The sequence below is a fragment of the Marichromatium bheemlicum genome, from assembly GCF_012276755.1.
Classification (GTDB): domain Bacteria; phylum Pseudomonadota; class Gammaproteobacteria; order Chromatiales; family Chromatiaceae; genus Marichromatium; species Marichromatium bheemlicum.
On record NZ_JAAXKX010000001.1, the window covers coordinates 54,592 to 77,911 of the forward strand.

Below are 23,320 nucleotides of genomic sequence, written 5' to 3' on the forward strand. Positions count from 1 at the left end.
CGCGCCGAGAGGAGGACCCCCGATGACCGACGCCACCCGCGCTCTACCCAGGGAGCACCTGGCCGCCGCGCTCTTCACCCTGCTCGCCATCTATCTCGCTGGCATCGCCCCCTCGGTCGAGATCGCCTGGGTCAGCGCCGTGTTGCTGCTCACCGTCTTCCTCTTCGCCTTCGAGGTGGTGAGCGTCGATGTCGCCGCGATCAGCGTCATGGTACTGCTCGGCCTGAGCAGCCTGGTCGCGCCCTGGATCGGACTCGATCAGGGGCTGGTCGCGCCCGAGCGGCTGTTCGACGGCTTCTCCAGCAACGCGGTGATCTCGATCATCGCGGTGATGATCGTCGGCGCCGGACTCGATCGTACCGGCATCATGTCCTGGGTGGCGGGGCTGATCATGCGTCTCGGCGGCGCCACCGAAGCGCGCATCATCCCGTTGGTCTCGGGCACCGTCGGGGTGATCTCGAGCTTCATGCAAAACGTCGGCGCCGCGGCGCTGTTCATCCCGGTGGTCGGGCGCATCGCCGCGCGCACCCGCTTACCGATCTCGCGGCTACTGATGCCGATGGGCTTCTGCGCCATCCTCGGCGGCACCATCACCATGGTCGGATCGAGTCCGCTGATCCTGCTCAACGACCTCATCCTCCAGGCCAACGCCGCCCTCCCCGCCGACAGCGCGCCGCTGCGCACCTTCGCGCTGTTCGACGTCGCCCCGATCGGCATCGCCCTGCTGATCACCGGCATCCTCTATTTCGTCGTCGCCGGACGCCTGGTGCTGCCGCGCGGTGGGGACGGTGAGACCGAGCTGCACGAGGGCGCGGCCACCCGCGCCTATCTCGCCGAGACCTATAATCTCGACGGCTGCGCGGTGCACGAGCTACGGGTGCCGGCAGACAGCCCGCTGGTCGACACCAGCGTCGACGAGATGGAGGACGCCTGGACGGTGCGGGTGGTGGCGCTCGACAAGGGCGACGGGCTCAGGGTCGGCGCCGACGGCGTCAACCGCGCCCTCGGCATCGCCGCCGACACCCGCCTGGCGCTGATCGGCACCGCGGAGGCGATGGACGCCTTCGTCGCCGCCAACCGGCTCGAACGCAGCGCCGCGCTCGACCACTTCGCCGAGGTCGTCTCCGAGTCCAAGGCCGGGATCGCCGAGCTGGTGGTGCCGCCGGGCTCAGCGCTGATCGGCAAGAGCGCGCGCGATCTGTGGCTGCGCAAGACCTACGGGCTGTCGCTACTGGCGATCCACCGCGGCGGCAACGTCATCAACTACACCACCGGCGGGGTACGTAACACCCCCTTCGCCGCCGGCGACGCGCTGGTGGTGCATACCACCTGGACCGACCTGGCGCGGCTCGAGCGCGACCGCAACTTCGTCGTCGTCACCACCGAGTACCCGCACGAGGCGCTGCGCCCGCACAAGGTCCCGGTGGCGCTGGCGCTGTTCGCACTCACCCTCGGGTTGATCTTGTTCACCGACCTGCGGCTCTCGGTCGCATTGCTCACCGGCGCCGTGGGCATGGTGCTCGCCGGGGTGTTGTCGATCGAGGAGGCCTACGCGGCGGTGAGCTGGAAGACGGTGTTCCTGCTCGCCTCGCTGATCCCGCTGGGGCTGGCGGTTGAGCAGAGCGGTACCGCCGCCTGGATCGCCGCGCAAACGCTCGAGGCACTCGGCACGGTGCCGGTGTGGGTGGTGCAAGCGGTGCTTGCGATCCTCGCCACCGCCTTCACCCTGGTGATGTCGAACGTCGGTGCCACCGTGCTGCTGGTGCCGTTGGCGGTCAACCTGGCGCTCGGGGTCGGCGCCGACCCGGCGCTGTTCGCACTGACCGTGGCGATTGCCACCTCCAACTCCTTCCTCATCCCCACCCATCAGGTCAACGCCCTGGTGATGGGACCGGGCGGCTATCGGGTGACCGACTTCCTGCGCGCCGGCGGTATCATGACGGTGCTGTTCCTGGTGGTCTCGCTGACCATGCTGAACCTGGTGTTCACCCACCATCCCTGATCCACGGCCCACAGTCGCGCCGGCCACACCAGGCCGGCGCCCAGACCCGCGACCATGTCACTGATCAACCGAACCCCACGCTGCCCGACCCACGACTGCCCGCTCGAACTCGTCCTCCAGGGCGAGAAGCGCCTCCCCGGCCACCCGCTGATCGAGGCCGTGGGCGTGCCCATGTACGACTGCCCGCGCTGTCGCGAGCAGGGCGAGCCCTACACCATCGAGGCCGAGCCGGCGGCCACCAACGCGCTGATCAAGCGCCTCGGGCGTACCCTCGCGCGCAGCCGCTTCCCCGGCGCACTGCTGCGCCCCAAGGTCCGCATCGACTTCAACCCCTGGCAGGCCACCCTCGCGCGCCGCGCCCACGCCAACCCCGAGGGCGCACCGATCGACCCCGAGATCGCCCGCGCCGCCGGGCTCACGCCCGAACCCGAGGCCCTCGCCGAGTCGAGCACGACCGAACCGGCCACCCCCGAGGCGGCGAACGCCGCCCCCACGGTCACGCCACGGCTCGACTGGATCACCCCGGAGCGCCCGCGTCACCGCCTCGACCAGCTCATCCTCGACCCCGAGACCCTCACCCGTATTCGCGAGGCGACCAATGTCCTGCTCGCCCAGGGGCTGATCTACGACACCTGGAACCTGGCGGCGGTGGCACGCACCGGGCGACGCCTGGCGCTCAACTTCTACGGCCCGCCGGGTACCGGCAAGACCCTCGCCGCCGATGCCATCGCCGATCTGCTCGACCGACCGATCCTACGGGTGAGCTACGCCGAGCTGGAGTCGATGTATGTCGGCGAGACGCCGAAGAACATCCAGGCGGCCTTCGCCCGCGCCCGCGAAAGCGGCGCGCTGCTGTTTTTCGACGAGGCCGACTCGATCCTCGGGCGCCGGCTGCGCGATATCTCGCAATCGGCCGACAACAGCATCAATGTCGCGCGCAGCACCACCCTGATCGAACTCGACAACTTCGAGGGCGCGGTGATCTTCGCCTCCAACCTGGTCGGCAACTACGACACCGCCTTCCTGCGACGGATGCTCGCCCATGTCGAGTTCCGGCTCCCCGGCGCCGACGAGCGCGCGCGTCTCTGGGCCGCGCACATCCCCGACGAGCTGCCGCTGGCCGCAGACGTCGACCATCAGGATCTGGCCGCACACTCCGAGGGCGCCGCTGGCGGCGACATCCAGAACGCGGTGCTGCTCGCCGCCTCCTACGCGGCGATGCGCCCCGAGCCCGAGCAGCGCGTGGCCCAGGCCGACCTGCAACGGGCGATCGACTTCCTGCTGGAGGGTAAGCGGCGCATCCTCGAGGACGCGCCACCAGCAGCACGCGCCGGCAGCTGCGAGATCGGGTTCGAGCGAGAATAGGCCGAGGTCGGCGGTGCCTCACCCAGCGTGGGACGCCGCACTCAGCCGGCCAGCACCAGCGGCGGGCGTGTCGGCGCCGGGCGCCGCGCCGCCACCGGCACAGAACGCGACGGCGCTGGGTGATCGAGCCAACACGCTACCCCCGGGTGCAGGGCGCACGCGGCGCGCGCCACCGCCGCGTCGACCGTGGCGCGCAACCCGATCTGCCCGGCGGCAACGCACAACCCGACCAACGCGACCAGGACCGGGTCGCCGTGCCGGGCGAGCCACGGATAGGGATCACCGAGCGGCGGTGTGGCGGAGAGCAGCAGCGGACCCTGAGCGCGCAACCGAGCGACCCCGGCGAGCCGCGCCCGCTCGGCGGCGTGCCGACCGATGCTCAGCAGCACGTCGAGCCGGTGCACCGAGAGCGCCGCGCCGTGCGGGGCGCTCTCGGGCAACACGATCCGCTCACCATCGATCACCTCGGTCACGTCGGTTGCGCCGGCCGGCACCATCCACACCCGCCGCCGTCCCCCGGACGCCTCCCCGTCCGCCGTCGGCGCAGCAGGGACACCCAGCCACTGCGGCCTCACGCGGGCACGCCCTCGGACACCGTCAACCCCGCCAACGCCCGTTCCAACCGCCGCCACTGGGTCGCGTCCCCGGGCAGGCCGAAGCGCAGGCTCGACGGCTGCTCGAACAGCCGCACCAGGATGCCCTGGCGCGCCAGGGCCTCGTGGATCCGCAGCGCCGCCGGGGTCCGCACCCACTGGAAGAGCGCGCTGCCGCCGCTCGGCGTCAACCCGTGACGATCGAGCAACGCCGCCAGCCGCGCCGAGTCGCGCGCCAGCGCCAACCGCGCCGAGCCCTGCCAGGCAGTATCGAGCAGCGCCAAGCGCGCCAGCTCGCGCGCAGGCCCCGACAGCGTCCAGGGACCGAGCCAGGCGTCGAGGCGCTGGCGCAACTGCGGCTCGGTCCAGGCGAAACCCACCCGCGCCCCGGCCAGGCCGAAGAACTTGCCGAGCGAGCGCAACACCACCAGTCCGGGTCGACCGACCACACCGAGCAGACTGTGCTCCGGGGTGACATCCATGAAGGCCTCGTCGACCACCAGCCAGCCACCGCGCGCGGCCAGCGCCGCGTGCCAGCCGAGCAGGGTCTCACGCGACCAACGCCTCCCGGTGGGGTTGTTGGGGTTGATCACCACCAGTACATCGAGCGGCTCGGCGGCATCGGCCTCGATCCGGCCACGCGGATCACCCTCGGACAGGCGCACCAACTGGTGCCCGGCCCGCCGCCAGCCATGGGCGTGCTCCTGATAGCCGACCTCGGGCACCCCCACCCGACAGGGCGCGCGCAGCTGCGGCAGGCCCTGGATCGCCGCCTGCGAGCCGGCGAGCGCAAGCGCGTCAGGGGCGCCATAATAGCCAGCCGCCGCCTGCTCCAAGCCGTCCCCCGCCTCCGGCAGGCGCGACCAGAGCGCGCGCGGCAGCGGTGGCACCGGCCAGGCGTTGGGGTTGATACCCGTGGAGAGATCGAGCCAATCGGTCAGCGGGATGTCGAAGCGCACGGCGGCCTGACGCAGCCGCCCGCCGTGTTCGGGACGGGGCAGATCGGAATGGATCGGGACAATGGTGGCTGTCATGCTGAGACGCTCGACGTGGCGGCGATACCGGCTGGAAGACAATCGGGCAATCTGCCAGCTGCCCGGGGTTCGTGCAAGCTGGTGGCTGGTGGCTGATTGCGAGCCGCCAGCCTCCAGCTCCCAGCCTCCAGTGGGGAAACTTGGCGCCACTGGCTGGTAGCTGGCGGCTGATTGCGGGCTGCCAGCTTCCAACTCCCAGCCTCCAGTGGGGAAGCTTGGCGCCACTAGCTGGCGGCTGGTAGCTGGCGACTGAAAGCTGGAAGCTGATAGCGTTCCCCATCTTCCGTATTCGAGCATCCCGGATGGATCCACTCTTCAGGCTCACCGACATCCATTTCGCCTACCCTGGCCGTCCGCCGGTGCTCGCCGGGGTGGGGCTGACGATCCGGCCCGGGGAACGGATCGCCGTCCATGGCGCCAACGGCTCGGGCAAGAGCACCCTATTGCAGTTGATGGTCGGGCTGCTGCGCCCCACCGCCGGGACCCTGGTCGCCTTCGGCGCACCCCGCTGCGTCGAGCGTGACTTCCATGTGGTACGCCGGCGCACCGGGCTGGTGTTCCAGGACGCCGACGACCAGCTGTTCTGCCCCACGGTGACCGAGGACATCGCCTTCGGTCCACGCAACCTCGGCCAGTCGCCGGCGCAGGCCCGGGCGACGGTCGAGCACACCCTCGCCCGACTTGGACTCGAACACCTGCGCGATCGGGTCACCCACCGTCTCTCCGGTGGCGAACGTCGACTGGTCGCCCTCGCCGCGGTGCTCGCCATGGCGCCCGAGGTACTGCTGCTCGACGAGCCGACCAACGCGCTCGACGCACCCACCCGCGCCCGTCTCCTACAGATCCTCACCGACCTCGATCAAACCCTGGTGCTGGTCAGCCATGACAGCCCACTGCGTCAGGCCCTCGCTACCCGCCACTACCGACTCGACCAGGGGCGACTGGAGGCAGGCTGACGCGGGCAACCCTTGAATCAAGGCAGCGTCGAACCACAAAGGCGCGAAGCACACAAAGGGATCTTACTCAACTGCCAGCTCCCAGCTGGCAGAGCGGATTGGCGTCCACGACTGGAGACCGGCGACCGTTCGCTTTTACCCTCCCTTCGCGCCCTTTGTGTCTTCGCGGTTCAGAATCCGTGTCGCCACCGGCTAACCGCTTGACTCACCCTCGACCGGCGGTATGATGCTCGGCCAGCGATGGTTCCCCGCAAGGGGATCAAAAGGGAACACGGTGCGGCCCATCCGGGTCAAGGCCGTGGCTGCCCCCGCAACTGTCAGCGGCGAGTCCGCGCCCCCTCATGACGCCACTGGTCCACGCCGGACCGGGAAGGCCGGGCGCCCGACCCCGACCCGCGAGCCAGGAGACCTGCCATCGAGACACCGATCGCCTGACCGTCGGACGGGGTGTGCCGAGGGTGGGACCCCCTGGTGCCGTGCCCGGCCCCGGCGTTCGCTCACCGGGCCGGTCGTGCCAACCGTCCAGTCCCTCCCCCGAGATCCACCGCCCCGCCCAGCAACACCGCCTGGAGGCGCCCGTCGACATGGATCTCGCCAACCTCTCTGCCACCATAGGATCGACGCTCGAGTTCGTCAGCGTCGGCGGCCCGGTGATGCTGGTGCTGTGCGCGCTCTCGCTGCTCGCGCTCACCCTGGTGCTGTTCAAGCTGCTGCAGTTCGCGCGGTTGCGGGTCGGCGCGCGCGCCTTCATCGCGCCGACGCTCGCCGCCTGCGCCGCCGGACGGCTCACCGAGGCGCGCGGCGCACTCGCCCCCGCCCCCCAGCCGATCGCTGCGGTGCTGGCGGTGGCCATCGACGGACTGGCGCACGGTGGGCGTACCCCGCAGCAACTGCGCGAGGAGGTGCTGCGCGAGGCCGCGGCCCAGCAGCAGCGGCTCAACGCCCATCTGCGCGGGCTCGACGCCGTCGTCACCCTGGCGCCGCTGCTCGGGCTGCTGGGCACCGTACTCGGCATGATCGAGGCCTTCCGCACCCTCGAGCAGGCCGGCGGACAGGCCAACCCGGCGCTGCTCGCCGGGGGCATCTGGGAGGCGCTGCTGACCACCGCAGCGGGCCTGGCGATCGCCATCCCCGCCGCCGCCGCGCTGCACGGGCTGGAGGCAATCATCGAGCGCGTGCGTCACGACACCGAGGACGCCCTGACCCGACTGTTCACCATGCCGGTGGCCGATGCGCATTGAGCCGCGGCACCGCCACGGTCGCGGCATCGGGCTCGCGCCGCTGGTCGACGTGGTCTTCCTGCTGCTGCTCTTCTTCCTGCTCGCCGCCCGACTCGATCCACTGCAACAATTGCCGATCGAGACCCGTGACGGCGGCGGCGCCGACACCGTCACGACCATACTGCGACTCGACGTCGCCGCCGACGGCGAGCTGCGGCTCGACGGCACGCCCTGCCCGTCCGATGCCCTGGTGAAACGGCTACGCACCCGCCTCGCCAAGGACCCGACCCACCCGCTGGCGATCACCCCTGCCCCTGAGACACCGTTGCAGACCCTGGTCCAGGTCATCGATCAGGCACGTCTGGCCGGCGTCCGATCCCTTACCCTGGTCGAGCATTGAGGCCGCACGGATGCAGATCCCCGCCCCCCCCCGCAGAGGCCAGCGCGACCCGATGAGCGGGCTGGTCGACGTCGTGCTCCTGCTGCTGGTGTTCTTCCTCCTGGTCGGCACCCTGGAGACGCCCTCGCCGCTATCGGTCACCCCACCTGAGGCCGCGCCGGGCGAGCCCCTGCCCGATGGCCGCCTGCGACTCGTACTCGCCGCCGACGGCCGGATCGCCCTCGCCGGCGTACCGCTCACGCGCGCGGAGCTGGACGCGGAGATCGCCGCACGCTTGGCAGACGAGCCGGGGCGCACGATCGCCATTGAGGCCGACGCCAACACCCCGAGCGGCACTCTGCTCGAGGTCCTCGCGATATTGCGCGCGCAGGGGATCGACGCGCTCTCGCTGATCACCCGGGAGTCGCCATGAACCGGACCACGACCCGCCTGCTGTGGGGCGTGGCGTTGGTCCTGGCGCTGGGCGCGCACCTGACCCTCGCCTGGCTGCTACCACCGCTGCGCGAACCGACGCTCGGGACGGGCGAGATCCGGCTCTCGCTGCAGGGCCGGGGCACGCCCGACGCACCTGCTGACACCGCCGACGCGGCACCTGCGAGCGCCGAACCGACGCCCCCCCGACCAGCGCCAGCGCCAGCGCCAGAGCCAGAGCCAGAGCCAGAGCCAGAGCCAGAGCCAGAGCCAGAGCCAGAGCCAGAGCCAGAGCCAGAGCCAGAGCCAGAGCCAGAGCCGAGTATGGCCGCGCCACGCCCGAGCACCAAGACCCCGCCACCAACGGCGCGCCCTCGGGGCGACACCTCGACGCCAGCGCCATCTTCGCCGCCCGACTCGACGACACGCCCCATCACCACCGGGGCCGCGCGAACACACACCGCTCAGGCGGGAAAGAATCGTCCAGCACGCGCCCTGGCCGGCAATCCCCCCCCACGTTATCCGCGACTGGCACGCCGTCGCGGACTCGAGGGCCAGGTCCTGATCCGGGTCGCGGTCGGCGCCGATGGGCGGGTCGGCGCCACCACCGTGATCGAGAGCAGCGGCCATCGCCTGCTCGACGACGCCGCGCTGCGCGCGGTGGCACGCTGGCGCTTCGCCCCGGCCTGGCAGGCCGGACGCGCGGTCGCGGCACAGCTCACGGTGCCGGTGATCTTCCGTCTGGAGCCGGGCTGAGCGCCCTTACCCCAGCGCCGCGAGCCCCAGCCCGACGGCGAGCGCCACCACCGAGCTCCACCCCAGCAGCCGTAGCGCACGCCGCAGGTCGACGACGCTAAGCGCCGCCGGCCATGCCGGATCGCCGAGGAAGCGATCGGTGACCAGGCGCCCACCGGACCACACCGGTCCGATCAACCGCACCCGCAACGCCCCGGCACAGGCCGCCTCGCTCCAGCCCGAGTTCGGACTCGGCAGCAACGCGTGATAGCGCCAGGCCGCACGCAGCGCCAGCCCGGGGTGCTCGCGCAGCAGCACCGCGGCAAGCGCGACCACCAGCGGCGAGAGCCGGGCCGGGAGCCAGTGCACCAGATCGTCCGAGCGTGCCCCGGCCCAGCCGAAGCGGCGATAGCGCTCGTTGCGATAACCGACCATGGAATCGAGGCTGGAAACGGCCTTGACCACCACCAGCCCCGGCACCCCGAACAGACAGAGCGCCCACAGCGGGGTGAGCACACCGTCGGTCAGATTCTCCGACAGGCTCTCGATGGTCGCGCGGGTCACCCCGTCGACACCGAGCGGCTCGACGTCGCGCCCCACCAGCATCGCCAGGCGCGCGCGCGCGCCGGGCAGGTCGCCGGCGGCGAGCGGCGCCAGCACCCGCCGACCGTGCTCGAGCAGGTCGCGGGTACAGAGCAGGCTGTAGGCGATGAACAGGTCCCAAGCAAACGCCAGCAGCGGGTGCAGCACCGCGAGCCCGAGGCGCACGCCCCACCAGGCGGCGAGCGCGCCACCGACCACCAGCAACCAGTGCAGGACGCCGCCCAGATGACCGTCGAGCCCGCGCGCGAACAACGCCTGCTCGCAGCGCACGATCCAGCCACCGAGCAGCCGCACCGGATGGAACCGATAGACCGGGTCGCCGAGCAGCGCATCGAGCAGCACGGCACTGAGGATCAAGCCGAGTTCGGGACTCAACGACATCGCCTTTCCCCACCGAGTGGAGCAAACGGCTGCGAGGGGTGGAATGGGGCGATCATCGGATGGCGGCGGCAAGGGCTGGGGACAGGGCGCGGCAGGTTAAGCCAGGGGCGTTTCCCATGCAATGGACGGTGTCCTCCTGGAAAAACGCACAAGCGCTGATCACAAGCAATCAACTCGGTAATTTTCCCCGAACCTCAAGGGCCGGAATCAGTCGAATTGGTATATTCCTGACGGTTCTACGCGCCCCGATCGAGCCCGAGACAGGGTCACCCAGGCGAGCGCGGAGAGGACCGGAGAGCGCAGGATCCGACGCCGTCGCGAGGCGCGAACCGCACCCCGACGAACCTGGCATGCAGCGGACCTGTACCTGTTTTTCGCGGGCTGCCGAGGTTGCGGCCCTCATCCATCCCCGCCGTCGCGGCTGGGGTGTTCGTGGAGGAATCGATGAAGACACGCAAGTGGCTGCTGCTCGGGACGGGAGGCGTGCTGCTGTTGGCCGGTCTGGCCACCGGGGGTTGGGTCGTGACCGAGACGGCCCTCCAGGCCACATCCGACCGGGCATTCTGCAGCAGCTGCCACACCATGGCCCCCTTCGTGGCCTCCTACGACCAGGACGTCCATGGTGGACAAAATCCACAAGGGCTGCGCGCCAACTGTGTCGACTGCCACCTGCCACACGACACCCCAGGCAACTATCTGGTGCAGAAGGGGCTGTTCGGCCTCAAGGCCGGCTGGGGTCAGGTGGTCTCGCTCGTCTTCGAGCCCGACTGGATCGCCAGCATGGAGCAGCGCAACGAGTTCCTCTACGACTCGGCCTGTCTGACCTGTCACGCCAAGCTCGAACAGGCCCCCGACCAGAGCGCGGCGGCGGCCTTCGGCCATCGCACCTATTTCGCGCCGGACAACGCCCTGACCTGTGCCGACTGTCATGCCCACGTCGGTCACAAGGACCTGCGCGCACACCTCGCCGGCGACGCCCAGCCCACCACCACAACCGAGGAGTGAAGATGTCAGCCCGTGCCATCCCGATCCTGATCGGCGCCACCCTGTTGAGCACCACTGTCCTGGCCGAGCCGAGCGGCGACGCCGCGCGCGGCGCCCAGGTCTACGAGGCCAAGATGTGCAACCTCTGCCACACCCTGGGCGGCGAGGCCGGCCCCATGGCCGAACTCGGTGGCGTGCTCGATCAGGTTGGCGCCAACCGTAGCACACAGTGGTTGCGCGACTACCTGCTCGACCCCGCCGGGACCCTGCCCGGGGCTCAGATGCCCAAGACCGAACTGACCCCTCAGGAACTGGCCGATCTGGTCGCCTATATGAGTTCGCTGCGCTGAGGCAGCCAGGGCATCGGCGGGAGGCCGATGCCCTTGGCCAATGACCGAAAGCGTTAGCCATCATACAACTCAGCTCCGCTCGATCGGCCATAATCAGGGGTGGTCGAGCCAACGACGACGACCGCACCGGATCAACCGGCGGCAAACACAAAGACCGACGCGGGACGGCCCCGCAGACGCACCACTCACCAACGAAGTCATCGCCGTGTACAATGAGCACCCAGACGCTGGGACAGGCAGAGGAGGTCCCAGTCGCACCAGGAGCAGCCGAGCACGCAGTGAACCCGATCCCCGACCGATATCCCCGCCCCAGTCCGCAGACGCCGCCGCCAACACAGGAAGTGTTCCAATGACGACGCCACACCGCCTGCGTGGCGTCACCCTAGTCGAACTGATGGTAACCCTGAGCATCGCCGTCATCCTGCTCACCATCGCCGTCCCCAGCTTCCAGCACCTGGTCTTCGATGCCAGGCGCGCCAGCCTCACCAACACCCTCGCCGGCAGCCTGCAGCAAGCGCGGGCCGAGGCCATGGGGCGCGGGCAGTCGATGGTGGTCTGCGCGGTCGACGACAGCGATGCCGACACCCCGCGCTGTGTCGACACGACCGACTGGAGCAATGGCTGGATGGTCTTCGCCTGCGCCACGCAACCCTGCACCGATATCGGCAGCGACGACACCCTACTTCGAGTCGTGCGCCCTGGTCCGGGCAAGGTCGCGGCCAGCATCAAGGGACCTGTCACCTTCGAGGCACCACTCGGCGAGATCGCCACCACTACCGAGATCACCTTCACCATCAGCACGGCGGCCCACTGCAAGCGCACCCTGACGATCAAGCGCAATGGCCACCTCAGCAAGGACAGAGGGCGTGATTGCTATGACTGACCGCCACACGCAAGCAGGCATCACCCTGATCGAGGTCCTGGTGACCATGGTCATCCTCGGGGTTGGCCTGCTCGGGCTCGGCGCACTACAGGCGCTGACCCTCAAACACAACCTCGTCGCCCTGCAACGCAGTTACGCCACCTTCCACGCGCACGACATCATCGAGTCGATGCGCGCCAACCTCCAGCAGCGCGACGGCTATCGTACCGGCTTCACCGATGAACCCAACGGCACGGCGCTCAGCAGCGCCGACCTGCAGTACTGGAAACAGGGGTTGGCCAAGCACCTGCCTAGTGGAGAGGGACGCATCACCTTTGATGGCGACCTCGTCGAGGTCGCCATCCGCTGGTACGAGACCCAACTGCCCGCTGATCCCGATGGCGAACCGACACTCGAGTGGGTCCAATTCGAGACCCAGGCGCTGCTCCCGAAACCAGAGTCGAAGACAACACTATGACCCGCCAGCATGGTTTCAGCCTCATCGAGCTGATGATCGCCTCGACCATCAGCCTGCTGATGATCGGTGCGCTCGGCGCATTGATGGTCAGCACCCGTACCGCCAACACCAACCTCGAAGAGCTTGCCTCGCTCCAGGAGGATGCCCGTTATGCCTTCATGGCGCTGGGGCGTGACATTCGGATGGCGGGCTACACCGGGGGCAGACCCATGCCATCCTCCGAAGAGGCTGGCGGTACCTCATTGCAAGAGCTGTGGCTACCCGGTCTGGAGAGCGATTCACCGGGCCTGGACCTGCACCCGGAGTTCATCGCCGGGGGCAAGACACTGTCCCCGCCGCTACAGGGATACGACGGTAGCGGAGACGAGACTCCGGACAAGCTCTTCGTCGTGCGGGCCGATACGGATCATCCGTTCAAACTTGAATCGCCATGTGATACATCCGGACCAAGAATGCGTAAAGTCGAGTGCCAAAGCGCCGGCTTTCCGAGAAAGCATGAATACTGGATAGAATCGAGCCCCAAAAATGCAAATGTATTTGCAGTCGAGTCAATTTCTCCAGAGAACGGCTGTGGCACTACAACACCTTCAACCCTTACGCTCACGTTAGAAGAAAAAGACACGGGCAATGAGTGCCCTGCGAACCTGACGAACACCGAAACACTAAGGGTTTATCGTCTACTCGCCCGTATTTACTTCATCGGTGATGCGGAAGACCCTGAGAACATCATCAACCCCGCTTGCAAGACATCGCTAAAGGTCTCCCAGATCTTCACAAAGCAACCGGACGATGATGACGAGGCGGTCGATTACGAAGTCACCTACGAGTTGATCGAAGGCGTTTCGAACATGAAGATCAGGTATGGAGTCGACGACGACGGAGATGGCAGCATCGAGGATTATCAAACTGCATCCACTCTTGATAAAAACCCAGCAGACTGGGGGCACGTCAAGTCCGTCCGGATCACACTCGAGATGTGCTCGGCGAGCAACCACGATCTGGATGACACCACATTCACTCAGACCATCGCCATCAGAAACCGTCTCGGCGGGATCGACGACGAGCCCACACCCACACCGTAACGAGCCCTGAGCAGCAGCCATGACCCCCCACATCGTTCAGCACCAGCGTGGCGCCGTTCTGATCATCTCCTTGATCTTTCTCGCAATCCTCACCCTGATCGCCACTACCGGCGCACTGCGCAACACCCAGCAGGAGCGCATGAGCATCGGCGTCCGCAACTACGACCTGGCATTCCAGGCCGCCGAAGCGGCATTGGCCGAGGCCCACGACAAGCTGACGGGCACTGCGAACATTGCCGAAGACCTCAAGGACTGGGCAATTGGCTACGACCCCAACAACACCCCTAATTACAGACGTGACACCTTCGGCTGGGAGGGTCGTCGCGTCTTCGTCGTCGAGACCAAACTCGAGGGATTGGGCGAAGACCCACGCTATATCATCGAGTGTCTTGACGACGAAAAAACACCCACAGAGGAGACCTGTGATAGTTATCGTGTCACTGCCCGCGGCATGGGCGCCGACTCCGACTCGGTGGTCATCCTGCAGAGCGTTTACGAGTTTAAGGAGTAGCTAGTCGTCATGAACCTGCTTCGCAGTCACTCCCGCCTCACCGCCCTCTTCATCGGGCTGCTGCTCGGTTGTTCGAGCGCCGCGGCGGTCGAGATCTCGGACATCCCGCCGTTTCTCATCAGCGCTGGCGTCAAGCCGAACATCCTGCTGACCATCGATGATTCTGGGAGCATGAGCTACGGCTATGCGCCAGACCAGAATGACAGAGAAGACTTCAAGGACAGATACTTCAAGTCGAGCACCTACAACGGTATCTATTACAACCCGAACATCACTTATACACCGCCACCTGGGCCAGACGGGAAGCCGTTACCCTCGTCTTATGACATGTCCAGCCCGACGCGGATCTTCGCGACCGTTTACCGCAATGGTTTCGACGACCGACAGGGCACCATCGACCTGTCGCGCAGCTATCGTCCGACCCAAGAGATGTTCCTATCTTATCGGGGCGATGTCGACGAAAATTTCATGCCGCACTATTCGTCAGAGGTCAGGAAGACGGTCAGCAGCAACGCTTATTCATGGAATTCCTACTATCGTTATGACGACGACGATGACGATGACGATGACGATGACGATGACGATGACGATGACGATGACGACGATGATCGTCACTCGCGTTATGGCGTAACGGCCTATTACTACAACTTCTCAGCTGAGAACTATCGTTGCAACGGCCGCATCAACGACAACGACTGCTACACCCTGGTTCAGGTCGGCGAGGACTCCGGCCCTGGTGGCAGTGACGAGCGCCAGAACTTCGCCAATTGGTACGCCTTCTACCGCACCCGTAACCTCGCTACCATCTCGGCTGCGGCACTGAGCTTCTCGATGCTCGGAGAGGACGACCGCGTCGCCTGGCAAACACTCAACGAGTGTCCGCTTGACGGTGACAAGCGTTGCATCGGGACGCGAACCCGATTCGGTCGCAACACCAATCATCTCGATGAGTTCACAGGCAGCCACCGTTCGCAATTCTTCGACTGGCTGTTCCAGGTACAAACCAACGGCGGTACCCCGCTGCGTCCGGCAATGGCCCGGGCTGGCAACTACTTCACCACCGACGCCCCCTATCGCGACACCATCGACCGCGGAAGCGATGCCAGCTATGCCTGCCGGCGTAATTTTCACATCATGATGACCGACGGCATCTGGAACGCCCGCGATGAGGACCGGGGCTACAACTTCAGATCCGTCGAAAACATCACCAACAAATCCCTAAGGCTCCCCGACGGCACGCGCTACATCCCCCGCCCGCCGTACCAGGACCGGATGCGAGATGCCACGGTCAGCGATCTCGCCTTCTACTTCTGGGCCAATGACCTCAGACCCGGCAGTGGCGACCAGCAACCGGGTTGCACCGGCGCGACCTGCGACAACGTGCCGACCTTCGAATTCGTCTCCACGGGGGACGCCGACGAGCGCTACTGGAACCCCAAAAACGACCCTGCGACCTGGCAACACATGACCAACTTCACCGTTGGCCTGGGGCTGGGCGCGAGCCTGACCGACCCAGCCTGGGGCGGCAACACCTATGGCGGTGACTATCAGGCACTACTCGACGGCGAGGCCCGGTGGCCGAGCTTCGACATCGACAGCTATGACAACCGCAAGGTCTACGACCTCTGGCACGCGGCCATCAACAGTCGAGGCCGCTTCTACAGCGCCGAGGATCCGGCACAATTGACCGCCGCCTTCAGCGACATCATCGGCGCGATCAGTGCCGCCACCGATACCGGTGACTTCGCCTCGCCGACGGCCAATGGCAAACGCCAGGACACCGCTGCGGCCATGCTGTTCAAGCCGACCTTCCATGCCGACTGGAGCGGCGACCTGATCGCCAAGCACCCGGGCCGCAACGAAGAGCTGTGGCGCGCCTCCGAGCGCCTACCGGCACCTTACGAGCGGCGGATCTTCACCACCAATGGGCGGGCCGGCGCCGGCAGCCTTGATCAATGCACCGGTGCACTCGCCACGGCACTCAGCCCGGACTGCACCAAGCGCCTCGACTGGCTGCGCGGTGACGGCTGGATCGAGCAGGCCAGCTGTGATGGCCGCTATGGCAAGGCTCGCGCCACCTTCACCGTCAATGGCCACGCCTTCGCGGTCAACGATCAGGTGACCGTCTCCGGGGTCCAGGTCGAGGGCAAAAACGGCCCTCAGGACTCGGGGCGTTACAACGGCACCTTCAGGGTCGTGGCCACCACCGCCGACACCCTGACCGTGGAACTCGACACCACCACCTGCGCCAACATCGGCGACTTCCACGACCCGGCCAGCGACGACTTGCCGAACCCTGGTCGTATCCACGACGCCACCCTGCGTGCCCGCGCCACCAGCCAACTCGGCGACATCCTCAACGCCGACCCGGTCTATAGCGGCGAGGCGGACCAAGGCTATGGCGACACCACCTCGGGTGTCTCCGGCAGTGGCAGCTACAAAGCCTATCTCGCCAGCAAACGCCAACGAGCACCAATGGTCTATGTCGGCGCCAACGACGGCATGGTGCACGGTTTCCGTGCCGACCAGGGCCACCCCGACTCAGGGCGCGAGCTGTTCGCCTATGTGCCCGGCGCGGTCTACCACCACCTCGCCGACTTACCCGAGATCAACTATCAGCACAAGCCCTTCGTCGACGGTGCGCTCGCACTCGGTGACGCCTATATCACCGGTCGCTGGCGGACCTATCTCGCCGGCTCACTCGGGGGTGGCGGCAAGGGCATCTTCCTGCTCGATGTCAGCAACCCCGAGGGCTTCGACGCCAGCGACGTGGTCTGGGAGTTCACCGACGCCGATGATGGCGACCTCGGCCTGACCTACAGCGCCCCGCGAATCGCCGCCACCGCGCCGGATCAGTGGAGCCTGATCTTCGGCAACGGCTACAACAGCCGCAATCAGGTTGCGGCGCTCTATGTCGTCCCGCTCGACAACAAGTCGGCCTACCAGAAGATCGAGCTACCCTCCGGCTGGGTCACCGACGACAATGGCCTGTCCTCGACTGCGCTCTACGATGCCAACAATGACGGCGTCATCGACCGCATCTATGCCGGCGACCTCCAGGGCAACCTGTGGAAGATCGTGCGCGACGCCCAGGGGGCGTGGCAGATCGCCCGCAACGCCAACGGGGAACAGGCGCCGCTGTTCGTCGCCACCGACGACAACGATCGACGCCAGCCGATCACCGGAACCCCGGCGGTCATCGGCTCACCCGCTGGCAATGGCGCCATCGTCTATCTCGGAACCGGGCGCTATCTCGCCCGCGATGACATCACCGATGCCCAGCAGCAGAGCTTCTATGTCCTGTTCGACAAGGCCGGCCAGGGCGCTGGCGCGATCACCCGTCGCAACCTGGTCGAGCGCCAGGTCTCCCGAACCCTGCTCCACGACCGCCAAGTGAAGTTCTTCAGGTCCGAGGGGGTGGTGAGCTGGAGTAACCACCAGGGGTGGTACATGAATCTCGAGGCCGACGGTCGCAACCCAGCCGAGCGCTTCTTCTCCGATATCGACATCCAGCGCTTCGAGGACGTACCGAGCTGGGTGACCTTCATCACCAACGCTCCTTCGAACGACCCCTGTGACCGTGGCGGCCACAAGACCGACTACACCTTCTCGCTAGTCACCGGTGATGTCCCCAGCGACACCTCCATCTACGACGTCAATGGTGATGGTCTGTACGACGCCGCCGACCGCGTCAACGGCGGGCCGGCGGTTATCGGCATCGTCCTCGACCCACTGGCCGGCCTGGGCCGCGGCAGCCTGCAGCTCATCGACGAGCAAGGCAACCTTTACACCTATGTGCCCAACTCGACCGGGACTGAGGACAGCAACGACAGCCGCTCGCGGCTGATTCCGCTCAAGCGCGGAGATGCCCCACCACGCCCCGACCCGGACCCGGACCCCGATCCGGATCCTGATCCCGATCCGGATCCCGACCCCGATCCGGATCCTGACCCAGACAGCGGCAAGACCCTGCACCGCATCGACTGGCGTCAGCTGCTCTAACCCCTGATCCACCCACCCATGCGCCCGTCCATCGTGACGGGCGCAATACTTGGTCACCCCTATGTCACATCCCCAGCCACGTCGCCTGCTCGGCTTCACCCTGATCGAGTTGATGATCACGGTCGCGATCGTCGCCATCCTCGCCGCCATCGCCGTGCCGAGCTATCGCATCTATGTCGAACGCGCCTACCGCGCCGAGGCCAAGACCGCCCTGATCCAGAACGCACAGTACCTTGAGCGTCAATACGTCAAGGGAAACAGTTACACCGATCCCACGGGAAAGCGCTACGACCTCCCTTTCCAGCAGGTCCCCACCAATGGCGCAGCCCGCTACACCATCAGCTACGACGGCGACGCTCATCGCTTCCAGCTCCAGGCCGTGCCCACCGGCAACATGACCGGCGACGCCTGCGGCACCCTCACCATCAACCATGTCGGCCAACGCCGTGTCGGTGACGATGCCAGCCGCGACGCCGCCGCCTGCTGGGGGCATTGACCCGGGTTGGCGCCCAGGTGTTTCGACCCCACACCGGATCGCGGGGTATCATGCTCGGGTGGAGCCCCTAAAACCGACGGCGCGACCCGCATGACCCGAGGCGCGCCGGCGCCCTGCCCGAACGCGCCCCGGCTGACCCCGCGATGCCGATCCAGCGCCCACCAACCGGCAGGATTTCGCCCCCCGATTGATGTCAGGCAACGCGCGTGGCGCACTTTTGCGCCACCATCGTTCGTCACCCTGGGGATCGCGTCATTCGGGGCATCCCACCGCAACCAGAAACCCAAGCGCGCGACCCACCCGCGCGTCGCGAGCGAACGAGAGCGCGGCGGATTCGCCATCGGCCGCCCCATCCATTACCGAGGTCAGACGACAGCATGAGCGACCCAGTGAAGTACCTGCTCGACGAGCAGCACCTGCCCCGCTTCTGGTACAACATCAACGCCGACCTGCCCGAGCCGATGCACCCGCCGCTCAATCCGGCCACCCAGCAGCCGCTGACCGCCGACGAGCTGGAGGTGATCTTCCCGCGCGGCGTGATCGAGCAGGAGATGAGTACCGAGCGCGAGATCGAGATCCCCGGTCCGGTGCGCGACGTGCTGCGGCAGTGGCGCCCCTCGCCGCTGTATCGTGCCCGCCGACTCGAGCAGGCACTCGATACCCCGGCCAAGATCTTCTACAAGTACGAGGGCGTCAGCCCCACCGGCAGCCACAAGGCCAACTCCGCCGTCGCCCAGGCCTTCTACAACAAAGTCGAGGGGGTCAAGCGCCTCACCACCGAGACCGGCGCCGGACAGTGGGGTTCGTCGCTAGCGCTCGCCGGCTCGATGTTCGGGCTCGAGGTGCTGGTTTACATGGTGAAGGTGAGCTTCAAGCAGAAGCCTTACCGTCGCGCCTTCATGGAGGCCTTCGGCGCCCAGTGCATCGCCAGTCCCAGCAACACCACCGAGTGCGGTCGTCAGATCCTCGCCGACACCCCGGACAACACCGGCAGCCTCGGCATGGCGATCAGCGAGGCGGTGGAGCTCGCGGCGCAGAACGATGACACCAAGTACGCCCTCGGCAGCGTGCTCAACCACGTCCTGCTGCACCAGACGGTGATCGGGCTCGAGGCGCAGAAGCAGCTCGAGATGGCCGACGCCGAGCCCGACATGGTCATCGGCTGCACCGGCGGCGGCAGCAACTTCGCCGGTATCGCCTTCCCCTTCATCGGCGACCATCTGCGCGGTGGACGCAAGGTGCAGTGCATCGCCGTCGAGCCCTCGGCCTGCCCGTCGCTCACCAAGGGCAAGTTCGCCTACGACTACGGCGATACCGCCCGGATCTCCCCGATCTGCAAGATGCACACCCTCGGTGCGAGCTTCGTACCGCCGGGCTTCCACGCCGGTGGGCTGCGCTATCACGGCATGGCACCGCTGGTCAGTCATCTGACCGAACTCGGCCACATCGACCCGCGCTCCTACAATCAGCTCGAGTGCTTCGCCGCCGGACTGCAGTTCGCTCAGGCCGAGAGCATCCTGCCCGCGCCCGAGTCCAACCACGCGGTGCGCGCCGCCATCCACGAGGCCGAAAAGTGTCGCGAGTCGGGTGAGTCGAAGACCATCCTGTTCAACCTCAGCGGTCACGGCAACTTCGACATGCAGGCCTACACCGACTATCTCGGCGGCAAGCTCAAGGATCTCGACTATGCCGAGAGCGAGGTCGCGATGGCGCTCGCCGGACTGCCGAGCGTCGACTGAGCCACCACACTGACCACCCCGGGTACCGGGACACCGGTACCCATCGCCCCGCCTCGCCAGGGATGGCGAGCAAGGGCCTCGTCCCGAATCGCCGGATGGAGTTCACCGCCTTGCGCAACCTCGTCCTCGCCCTCGGAGCACTCGGTACCGCCGTCACGGTCACGGCTACGCCGATCCCCACCGATCCGTCACCGCCGGCCACCGCCACCGGCCCCCGCATCGATGCACTCGAGGCACATATCGAGGGCATGCAGGACAAGCTGCGGGAATCGGCTGGCGCACGCAAGGCCGCCGATCAAGCACGAATGGAGGCCGAACGCCGGCTCGCCGCCAGCATCCAGACCATCGAGCAACTCCGTTACGAACTGGCGCGGGTGGAGGATGCACGCAACGCCCTCAGCGAGGCGCTACGTGCCCAGGCACAGGCCCATCTCGACGCCGTCGCAAGACTCGCCGAGGTGCGCACCGACACGCAACAACTCGACCAGCTCTACCGCCGCTTACCGCCGGCGCTCGGCGGCACCCTGGGCATCGAAGAAGCGCGCGCCGCAGCCACCACCTCTTACCAGGTCCTAGTCGAGACTCTGCGGCAACCGGCCCGGGGCGCAGCCCGTCAGATCGAGCACGATGCCGCCAGCACTCAACTCCAGATCGACCAGGCACTGCTCGCCGTGCTAACCGAGGCGAGCGGACTCTACCGCGTGCGGGAAAACGACTCGCTGGCGCTGATCAGCCGTCGTGTATATGGGCCCGAAGGGCGTTGGCAAGCGCTATTCGAGGCCAACCGTCACCTGCTCGACGATCCCGATCGACTCACTCCGGGGATGACCCTGGTCCTGCCCTGAACCCCGGTCAATCGTCACACGGCCCGAAGAGGGCGTTGGCAAGCGCCTCGCGACACTGCGCCCGACCTGCGGGGGCGGTCGCCTCGACACGCGCCTCGTCCTGCGCCAGGGCGCGCAGCTCCAGCGCCAAGCGACACGCCTCGGAGCGCAGACAATGCACCGCCGGCCCACAGACCTGCTCGACCAGCGCATCACACTCCGCCGGGACCTGCGGCGGCGCCTCACGCGCCGGCCGCTTCCCCGCCGACCACTGCTGCAGCATCGGCGCACTCGGCACCACGGTACCGTCGCGCACGATCACCACCGAACCGTCCTCGAGCCGGTGCACCCCGTCCCACAACGGACGTCGGCCACCCGTGCCATCTTCCACCCAGGCACGCCGAGTATCGGACTCGACCCGCACCTCGCCCCCACTGTCGAGCGATGCACGCCAGTCGCTAGCGACCGACGCCACCGACCAGGCCAGCGTCGCCAGCAGCGGCAACACCCAACGGCTCACCCCTCACCCCGCCGGTCATGATCCACCGGCGCGAACGCCGGACGCTCGATCAGGCTCGACAACACCAGGTTGGCGAGCACGAAGGCGAGGAACAGATAGAATCCCGGGGCGAGCGCGGTGCCATTGGTGGTGAGCACGGTCGCATCGGTGGCATCCAGGGTGCCGAGTTGATTGGCCACCAGCGCGTCAAAGCCGAGATAGGCCATGAACAGTGCCACCACCAGCACGTCGGCCATCGACCACTTGCCCGAGCGTAGCGCGAAGAAACGCACCGGCGCCGCGACCGGTGCGCCGGCGGCGCGATGATAGACCAGGGTCGCGAGCAGCTTGAGCGCCGGGAAGACGACGCTAAACAGGGTGATCAGCAGCGCCACCAGCCACAGGTCCACGCCCCCGGCGCGGATCAGGATCTCGACCACCTGCAACAGGCTCTTGGACTGGTAGTAGAGCACCTGATCGGTAAACACCACCGACTCACCGAGGACATCAAGGCTGAGTCGATCGACACGCGCCTCGATGGCGAGCATCGGGGTAAATAGTGCACCGAGCAGCAGGATCAGCGTCATCGTCACCACCGCCCCCAGGGCGAAAGCATCGAGCCCGCCGCGCCGATCACGCCCCCAGGCGGCGAGCACGAACACCACCACGGTCAGCCCGAGCAGTGCACCGAGACGCCACTCGATCGCAGGACGCAAGGCCACGACCTCACCCTCGAGCAGCGCGGCACAGGGCGCGGCCGCGGCACAGTCGTAGCGTTCGAGCAACACCGCCAGCCCCGGCGCGACCTCGACCTCGGTGGGCGTGGCCGCGGTGAGCAACGCCAACAACTCGGCCCGGATCAGCGCCTCGGCCTCCGCCCCCTCGAACGCCGTGAGCAACCGCTCGGCATACTCCGGCGCCTGGGCCCGCAAGGCATCGAAGTCGACCAGGCGTTCGCGCAACTCTTGCTCCAGCGCCCCCTGTAGCTGCGCCATCCAGTCATTGCTCGGCGGCGGTGGACGCGATGGCAGCAGCTCCCGCTCGATCTCGGTGATTAACGACTCGAGGGTCGCGGTCAGGGCCGCGAGCAACTGTGGACGACGCTGCTCGTCGAGTTCGAAGGTCGCGATCCGTTCGGCGAGCACCGCGCTCAGGCGCCGACTCCACTGCGCGGTATCGAGCATGCCGTAACGGGCGTGACGCAGCTCGGCGCGATCCCCTTCGAATTGCTGCCATTGTCCGAGCGCCTGTACCAGCTGCGCCCCGAACACCATGGCGGCGGCCAGCGCCAGCACCATCCCCCCTCGGCGGATCATCAATGCGGCAGACATCAACCCTCCCCTGAGCGATCGTCATCAACGCGGGCACTCTACCAGCGGCCAGCGGCCAGCGGCCAGCGGCCAGCGGCCAGCGGCCAGCGGCCAGCGGCCAGGGATTGAACCGCTAAGCCGCAAAGAACGCAAAGGGGAACAGAGCCTCCAGCGGTCAGCCTTCAGTCGCCAGTTGCGCTGCCCTCAAAGACTGACGCCTGGAGCGTGGGCCACGCCGGATGGCAAGCGGCGCCGGCGCCGAGCGCGCACACCCACTGGAGGCTGGTCGCTGGCAGCTCTGTTCCCCTTTGCGCGCTTTGTGTCTTTGCGGTTCAGTCTTTATGGCTGGCGGCTGAAAGCTGAAACCCGGCCCCCACCGACTAGACTGAACTTGGTCGAGCGAGTCATACCCTAATGAGGTCAGGACTGCCGACCCCGTCCGCGCAGATCAATGGGGTTCAACACCTCGAACCCCGGCCTGGT

The 23,320-nt window shown here is 67.2% G+C and carries 22 protein-coding genes and 1 riboswitch; of the genes, 17 read left to right on the forward strand and 5 right to left on the reverse strand.

Annotated features, from left to right (window positions below):
• Positions 1-22 precede the first annotated feature (22 nt).
• Complete coding sequence (locus tag HF203_RS00230; RefSeq protein ID WP_168665407.1) at positions 23-2,002, forward strand: SLC13 family permease; 1,980 nt, start codon at positions 23-25, stop codon at positions 2,000-2,002.
• Positions 2,003-2,056: 54 nt separating this feature from the next.
• Complete coding sequence (locus tag HF203_RS00235; protein WP_168665409.1) at positions 2,057-3,367, forward strand: ATP-binding protein; 1,311 nt, start codon at positions 2,057-2,059, stop codon at positions 3,365-3,367.
• A 41-nt stretch (positions 3,368-3,408) separates the two neighbouring features.
• Here HF203_RS00235 and HF203_RS00240 read toward each other — a convergent pair whose 3' ends face one another.
• On the reverse strand, positions 3,409-3,840 hold the full coding sequence (locus tag HF203_RS00240) for a hypothetical protein (protein WP_168665411.1): 432 nt from the start codon (positions 3,838-3,840) through the stop codon (positions 3,409-3,411).
• A gap of 98 nt (positions 3,841-3,938) precedes the next feature.
• Positions 3,939-4,994 (reverse strand): threonine-phosphate decarboxylase CobD, encoded by a 1,056-nt coding sequence (cobD, locus tag HF203_RS00245; protein ID WP_168665413.1) that lies wholly within the window; start codon positions 4,992-4,994, stop codon positions 3,939-3,941.
• Between the two features lie 302 nt (positions 4,995-5,296).
• Between cobD and HF203_RS00250 the strand changes: the two genes are divergently transcribed.
• The 5 genes from HF203_RS00250 to HF203_RS00270 all read left to right on the forward strand — a co-directional run bounded on the left by HF203_RS00250 (position 5,297) and on the right by HF203_RS00270 (position 8,737).
• Complete coding sequence (locus tag HF203_RS00250; RefSeq protein ID WP_168665415.1) at positions 5,297-5,950, forward strand: energy-coupling factor ABC transporter ATP-binding protein; 654 nt, start codon at positions 5,297-5,299, stop codon at positions 5,948-5,950.
• Between the two features lie 224 nt (positions 5,951-6,174).
• A riboswitch (cobalamin riboswitch) is annotated at positions 6,175-6,381 on the forward strand.
• Positions 6,382-6,534: 153 nt separating this feature from the next.
• Positions 6,535-7,191 carry a MotA/TolQ/ExbB proton channel family protein gene (locus HF203_RS00255; protein ID WP_168665417.1) on the forward strand — a complete coding sequence of 219 codons (657 nt, stop codon included), beginning with the start codon at positions 6,535-6,537 and terminating at the stop codon, positions 7,189-7,191.
• Positions 7,181-7,570: an ExbD/TolR family protein gene (locus tag HF203_RS00260; protein WP_168665419.1), complete on the forward strand. Its 390-nt coding sequence runs from the start codon at positions 7,181-7,183 to the stop codon at positions 7,568-7,570. The genes HF203_RS00255 and HF203_RS00260 overlap by 11 nt, the downstream gene beginning before the upstream one ends.
• Positions 7,571-7,580: 10 nt before the next feature.
• Positions 7,581-7,982: an ExbD/TolR family protein gene (locus HF203_RS00265; RefSeq protein ID WP_168665421.1), complete on the forward strand. Its 402-nt coding sequence runs from the start codon at positions 7,581-7,583 to the stop codon at positions 7,980-7,982.
• Positions 7,983-8,305: 323 nt separating this feature from the next.
• Complete coding sequence (locus HF203_RS00270) at positions 8,306-8,737, forward strand: energy transducer TonB (RefSeq protein ID WP_168665423.1); 432 nt, start codon at positions 8,306-8,308, stop codon at positions 8,735-8,737.
• Between the two features lie 6 nt (positions 8,738-8,743).
• Here HF203_RS00270 and cbiB read toward each other — a convergent pair whose 3' ends face one another.
• Positions 8,744-9,700 carry an adenosylcobinamide-phosphate synthase CbiB gene (cbiB, locus tag HF203_RS00275; protein WP_168665425.1) on the reverse strand — a complete coding sequence of 319 codons (957 nt, stop codon included), beginning with the start codon at positions 9,698-9,700 and terminating at the stop codon, positions 8,744-8,746.
• Between the two features lie 444 nt (positions 9,701-10,144).
• On the opposite strand from cbiB, the gene HF203_RS00280 reads away from it, so the two are divergent.
• From HF203_RS00280 to HF203_RS00335, 10 genes are all read left to right on the forward strand, one after another.
• Positions 10,145-10,705: a cytochrome c3 family protein gene (locus HF203_RS00280; protein ID WP_168665427.1), complete on the forward strand. Its 561-nt coding sequence runs from the start codon at positions 10,145-10,147 to the stop codon at positions 10,703-10,705.
• A 2-nt stretch (positions 10,706-10,707) separates the two neighbouring features.
• Entirely contained in the window at positions 10,708-11,034 is a 327-nt protein-coding gene (locus HF203_RS00285) for a c-type cytochrome (RefSeq protein ID WP_168665429.1), read from the forward strand.
• Positions 11,035-11,383: 349 nt separating this feature from the next.
• Positions 11,384-11,917, forward strand: a complete 534-nt coding sequence (locus HF203_RS00290; RefSeq protein WP_168665885.1) for a GspH/FimT family pseudopilin — start codon at positions 11,384-11,386, stop codon at positions 11,915-11,917.
• A complete protein-coding gene (pilV, locus tag HF203_RS00295; protein WP_168665431.1) occupies positions 11,910-12,374 on the forward strand; it encodes a type IV pilus modification protein PilV in 465 nt (154 codons plus the stop codon). Before HF203_RS00290 ends, pilV begins: the two co-directional genes overlap by 8 nt.
• A complete protein-coding gene (locus HF203_RS00300) occupies positions 12,371-13,456 on the forward strand; it encodes a PilW family protein (protein ID WP_168665887.1) in 1,086 nt (361 codons plus the stop codon). The genes pilV and HF203_RS00300 overlap by 4 nt, the downstream gene beginning before the upstream one ends.
• A 19-nt stretch (positions 13,457-13,475) precedes the next feature.
• Positions 13,476-13,967, forward strand: a complete 492-nt coding sequence (locus HF203_RS00305) for a pilus assembly PilX family protein (protein WP_168665433.1) — start codon at positions 13,476-13,478, stop codon at positions 13,965-13,967.
• A gap of 9 nt (positions 13,968-13,976) precedes the next feature.
• Positions 13,977-17,969: a pilus assembly protein gene (locus HF203_RS16085; protein ID WP_210424563.1), complete on the forward strand. Its 3,993-nt coding sequence runs from the start codon at positions 13,977-13,979 to the stop codon at positions 17,967-17,969.
• Positions 17,970-18,030: 61 nt separating this feature from the next.
• Positions 18,031-18,465: a type IV pilin protein gene (locus HF203_RS00325; RefSeq protein ID WP_168665434.1), complete on the forward strand. Its 435-nt coding sequence runs from the start codon at positions 18,031-18,033 to the stop codon at positions 18,463-18,465.
• A gap of 377 nt (positions 18,466-18,842) precedes the next feature.
• On the forward strand, positions 18,843-20,204 hold the full coding sequence (locus tag HF203_RS00330) for a TrpB-like pyridoxal phosphate-dependent enzyme (RefSeq protein WP_168665436.1): 1,362 nt from the start codon (positions 18,843-18,845) through the stop codon (positions 20,202-20,204).
• A 95-nt stretch (positions 20,205-20,299) separates the two neighbouring features.
• Positions 20,300-21,049, forward strand: coding sequence for a LysM peptidoglycan-binding domain-containing protein (locus HF203_RS00335; protein WP_168665438.1), 750 nt, complete (start codon positions 20,300-20,302; stop codon positions 21,047-21,049).
• Positions 21,050-21,056: 7 nt separating this feature from the next.
• Here the strand turns inward: HF203_RS00335 and HF203_RS00340 are convergent, their stop codons facing one another.
• Positions 21,057-21,548 (reverse strand): hypothetical protein, encoded by a 492-nt coding sequence (locus tag HF203_RS00340; RefSeq protein ID WP_168665440.1) that lies wholly within the window; start codon positions 21,546-21,548, stop codon positions 21,057-21,059.
• Positions 21,545-22,858, reverse strand: coding sequence for a paraquat-inducible protein A (locus HF203_RS00345; RefSeq protein ID WP_168665442.1), 1,314 nt, complete (start codon positions 22,856-22,858; stop codon positions 21,545-21,547). Before HF203_RS00345 ends, HF203_RS00340 begins: the two co-directional genes overlap by 4 nt.
• Positions 22,859-23,320: the final 462 nt, after the last annotated feature.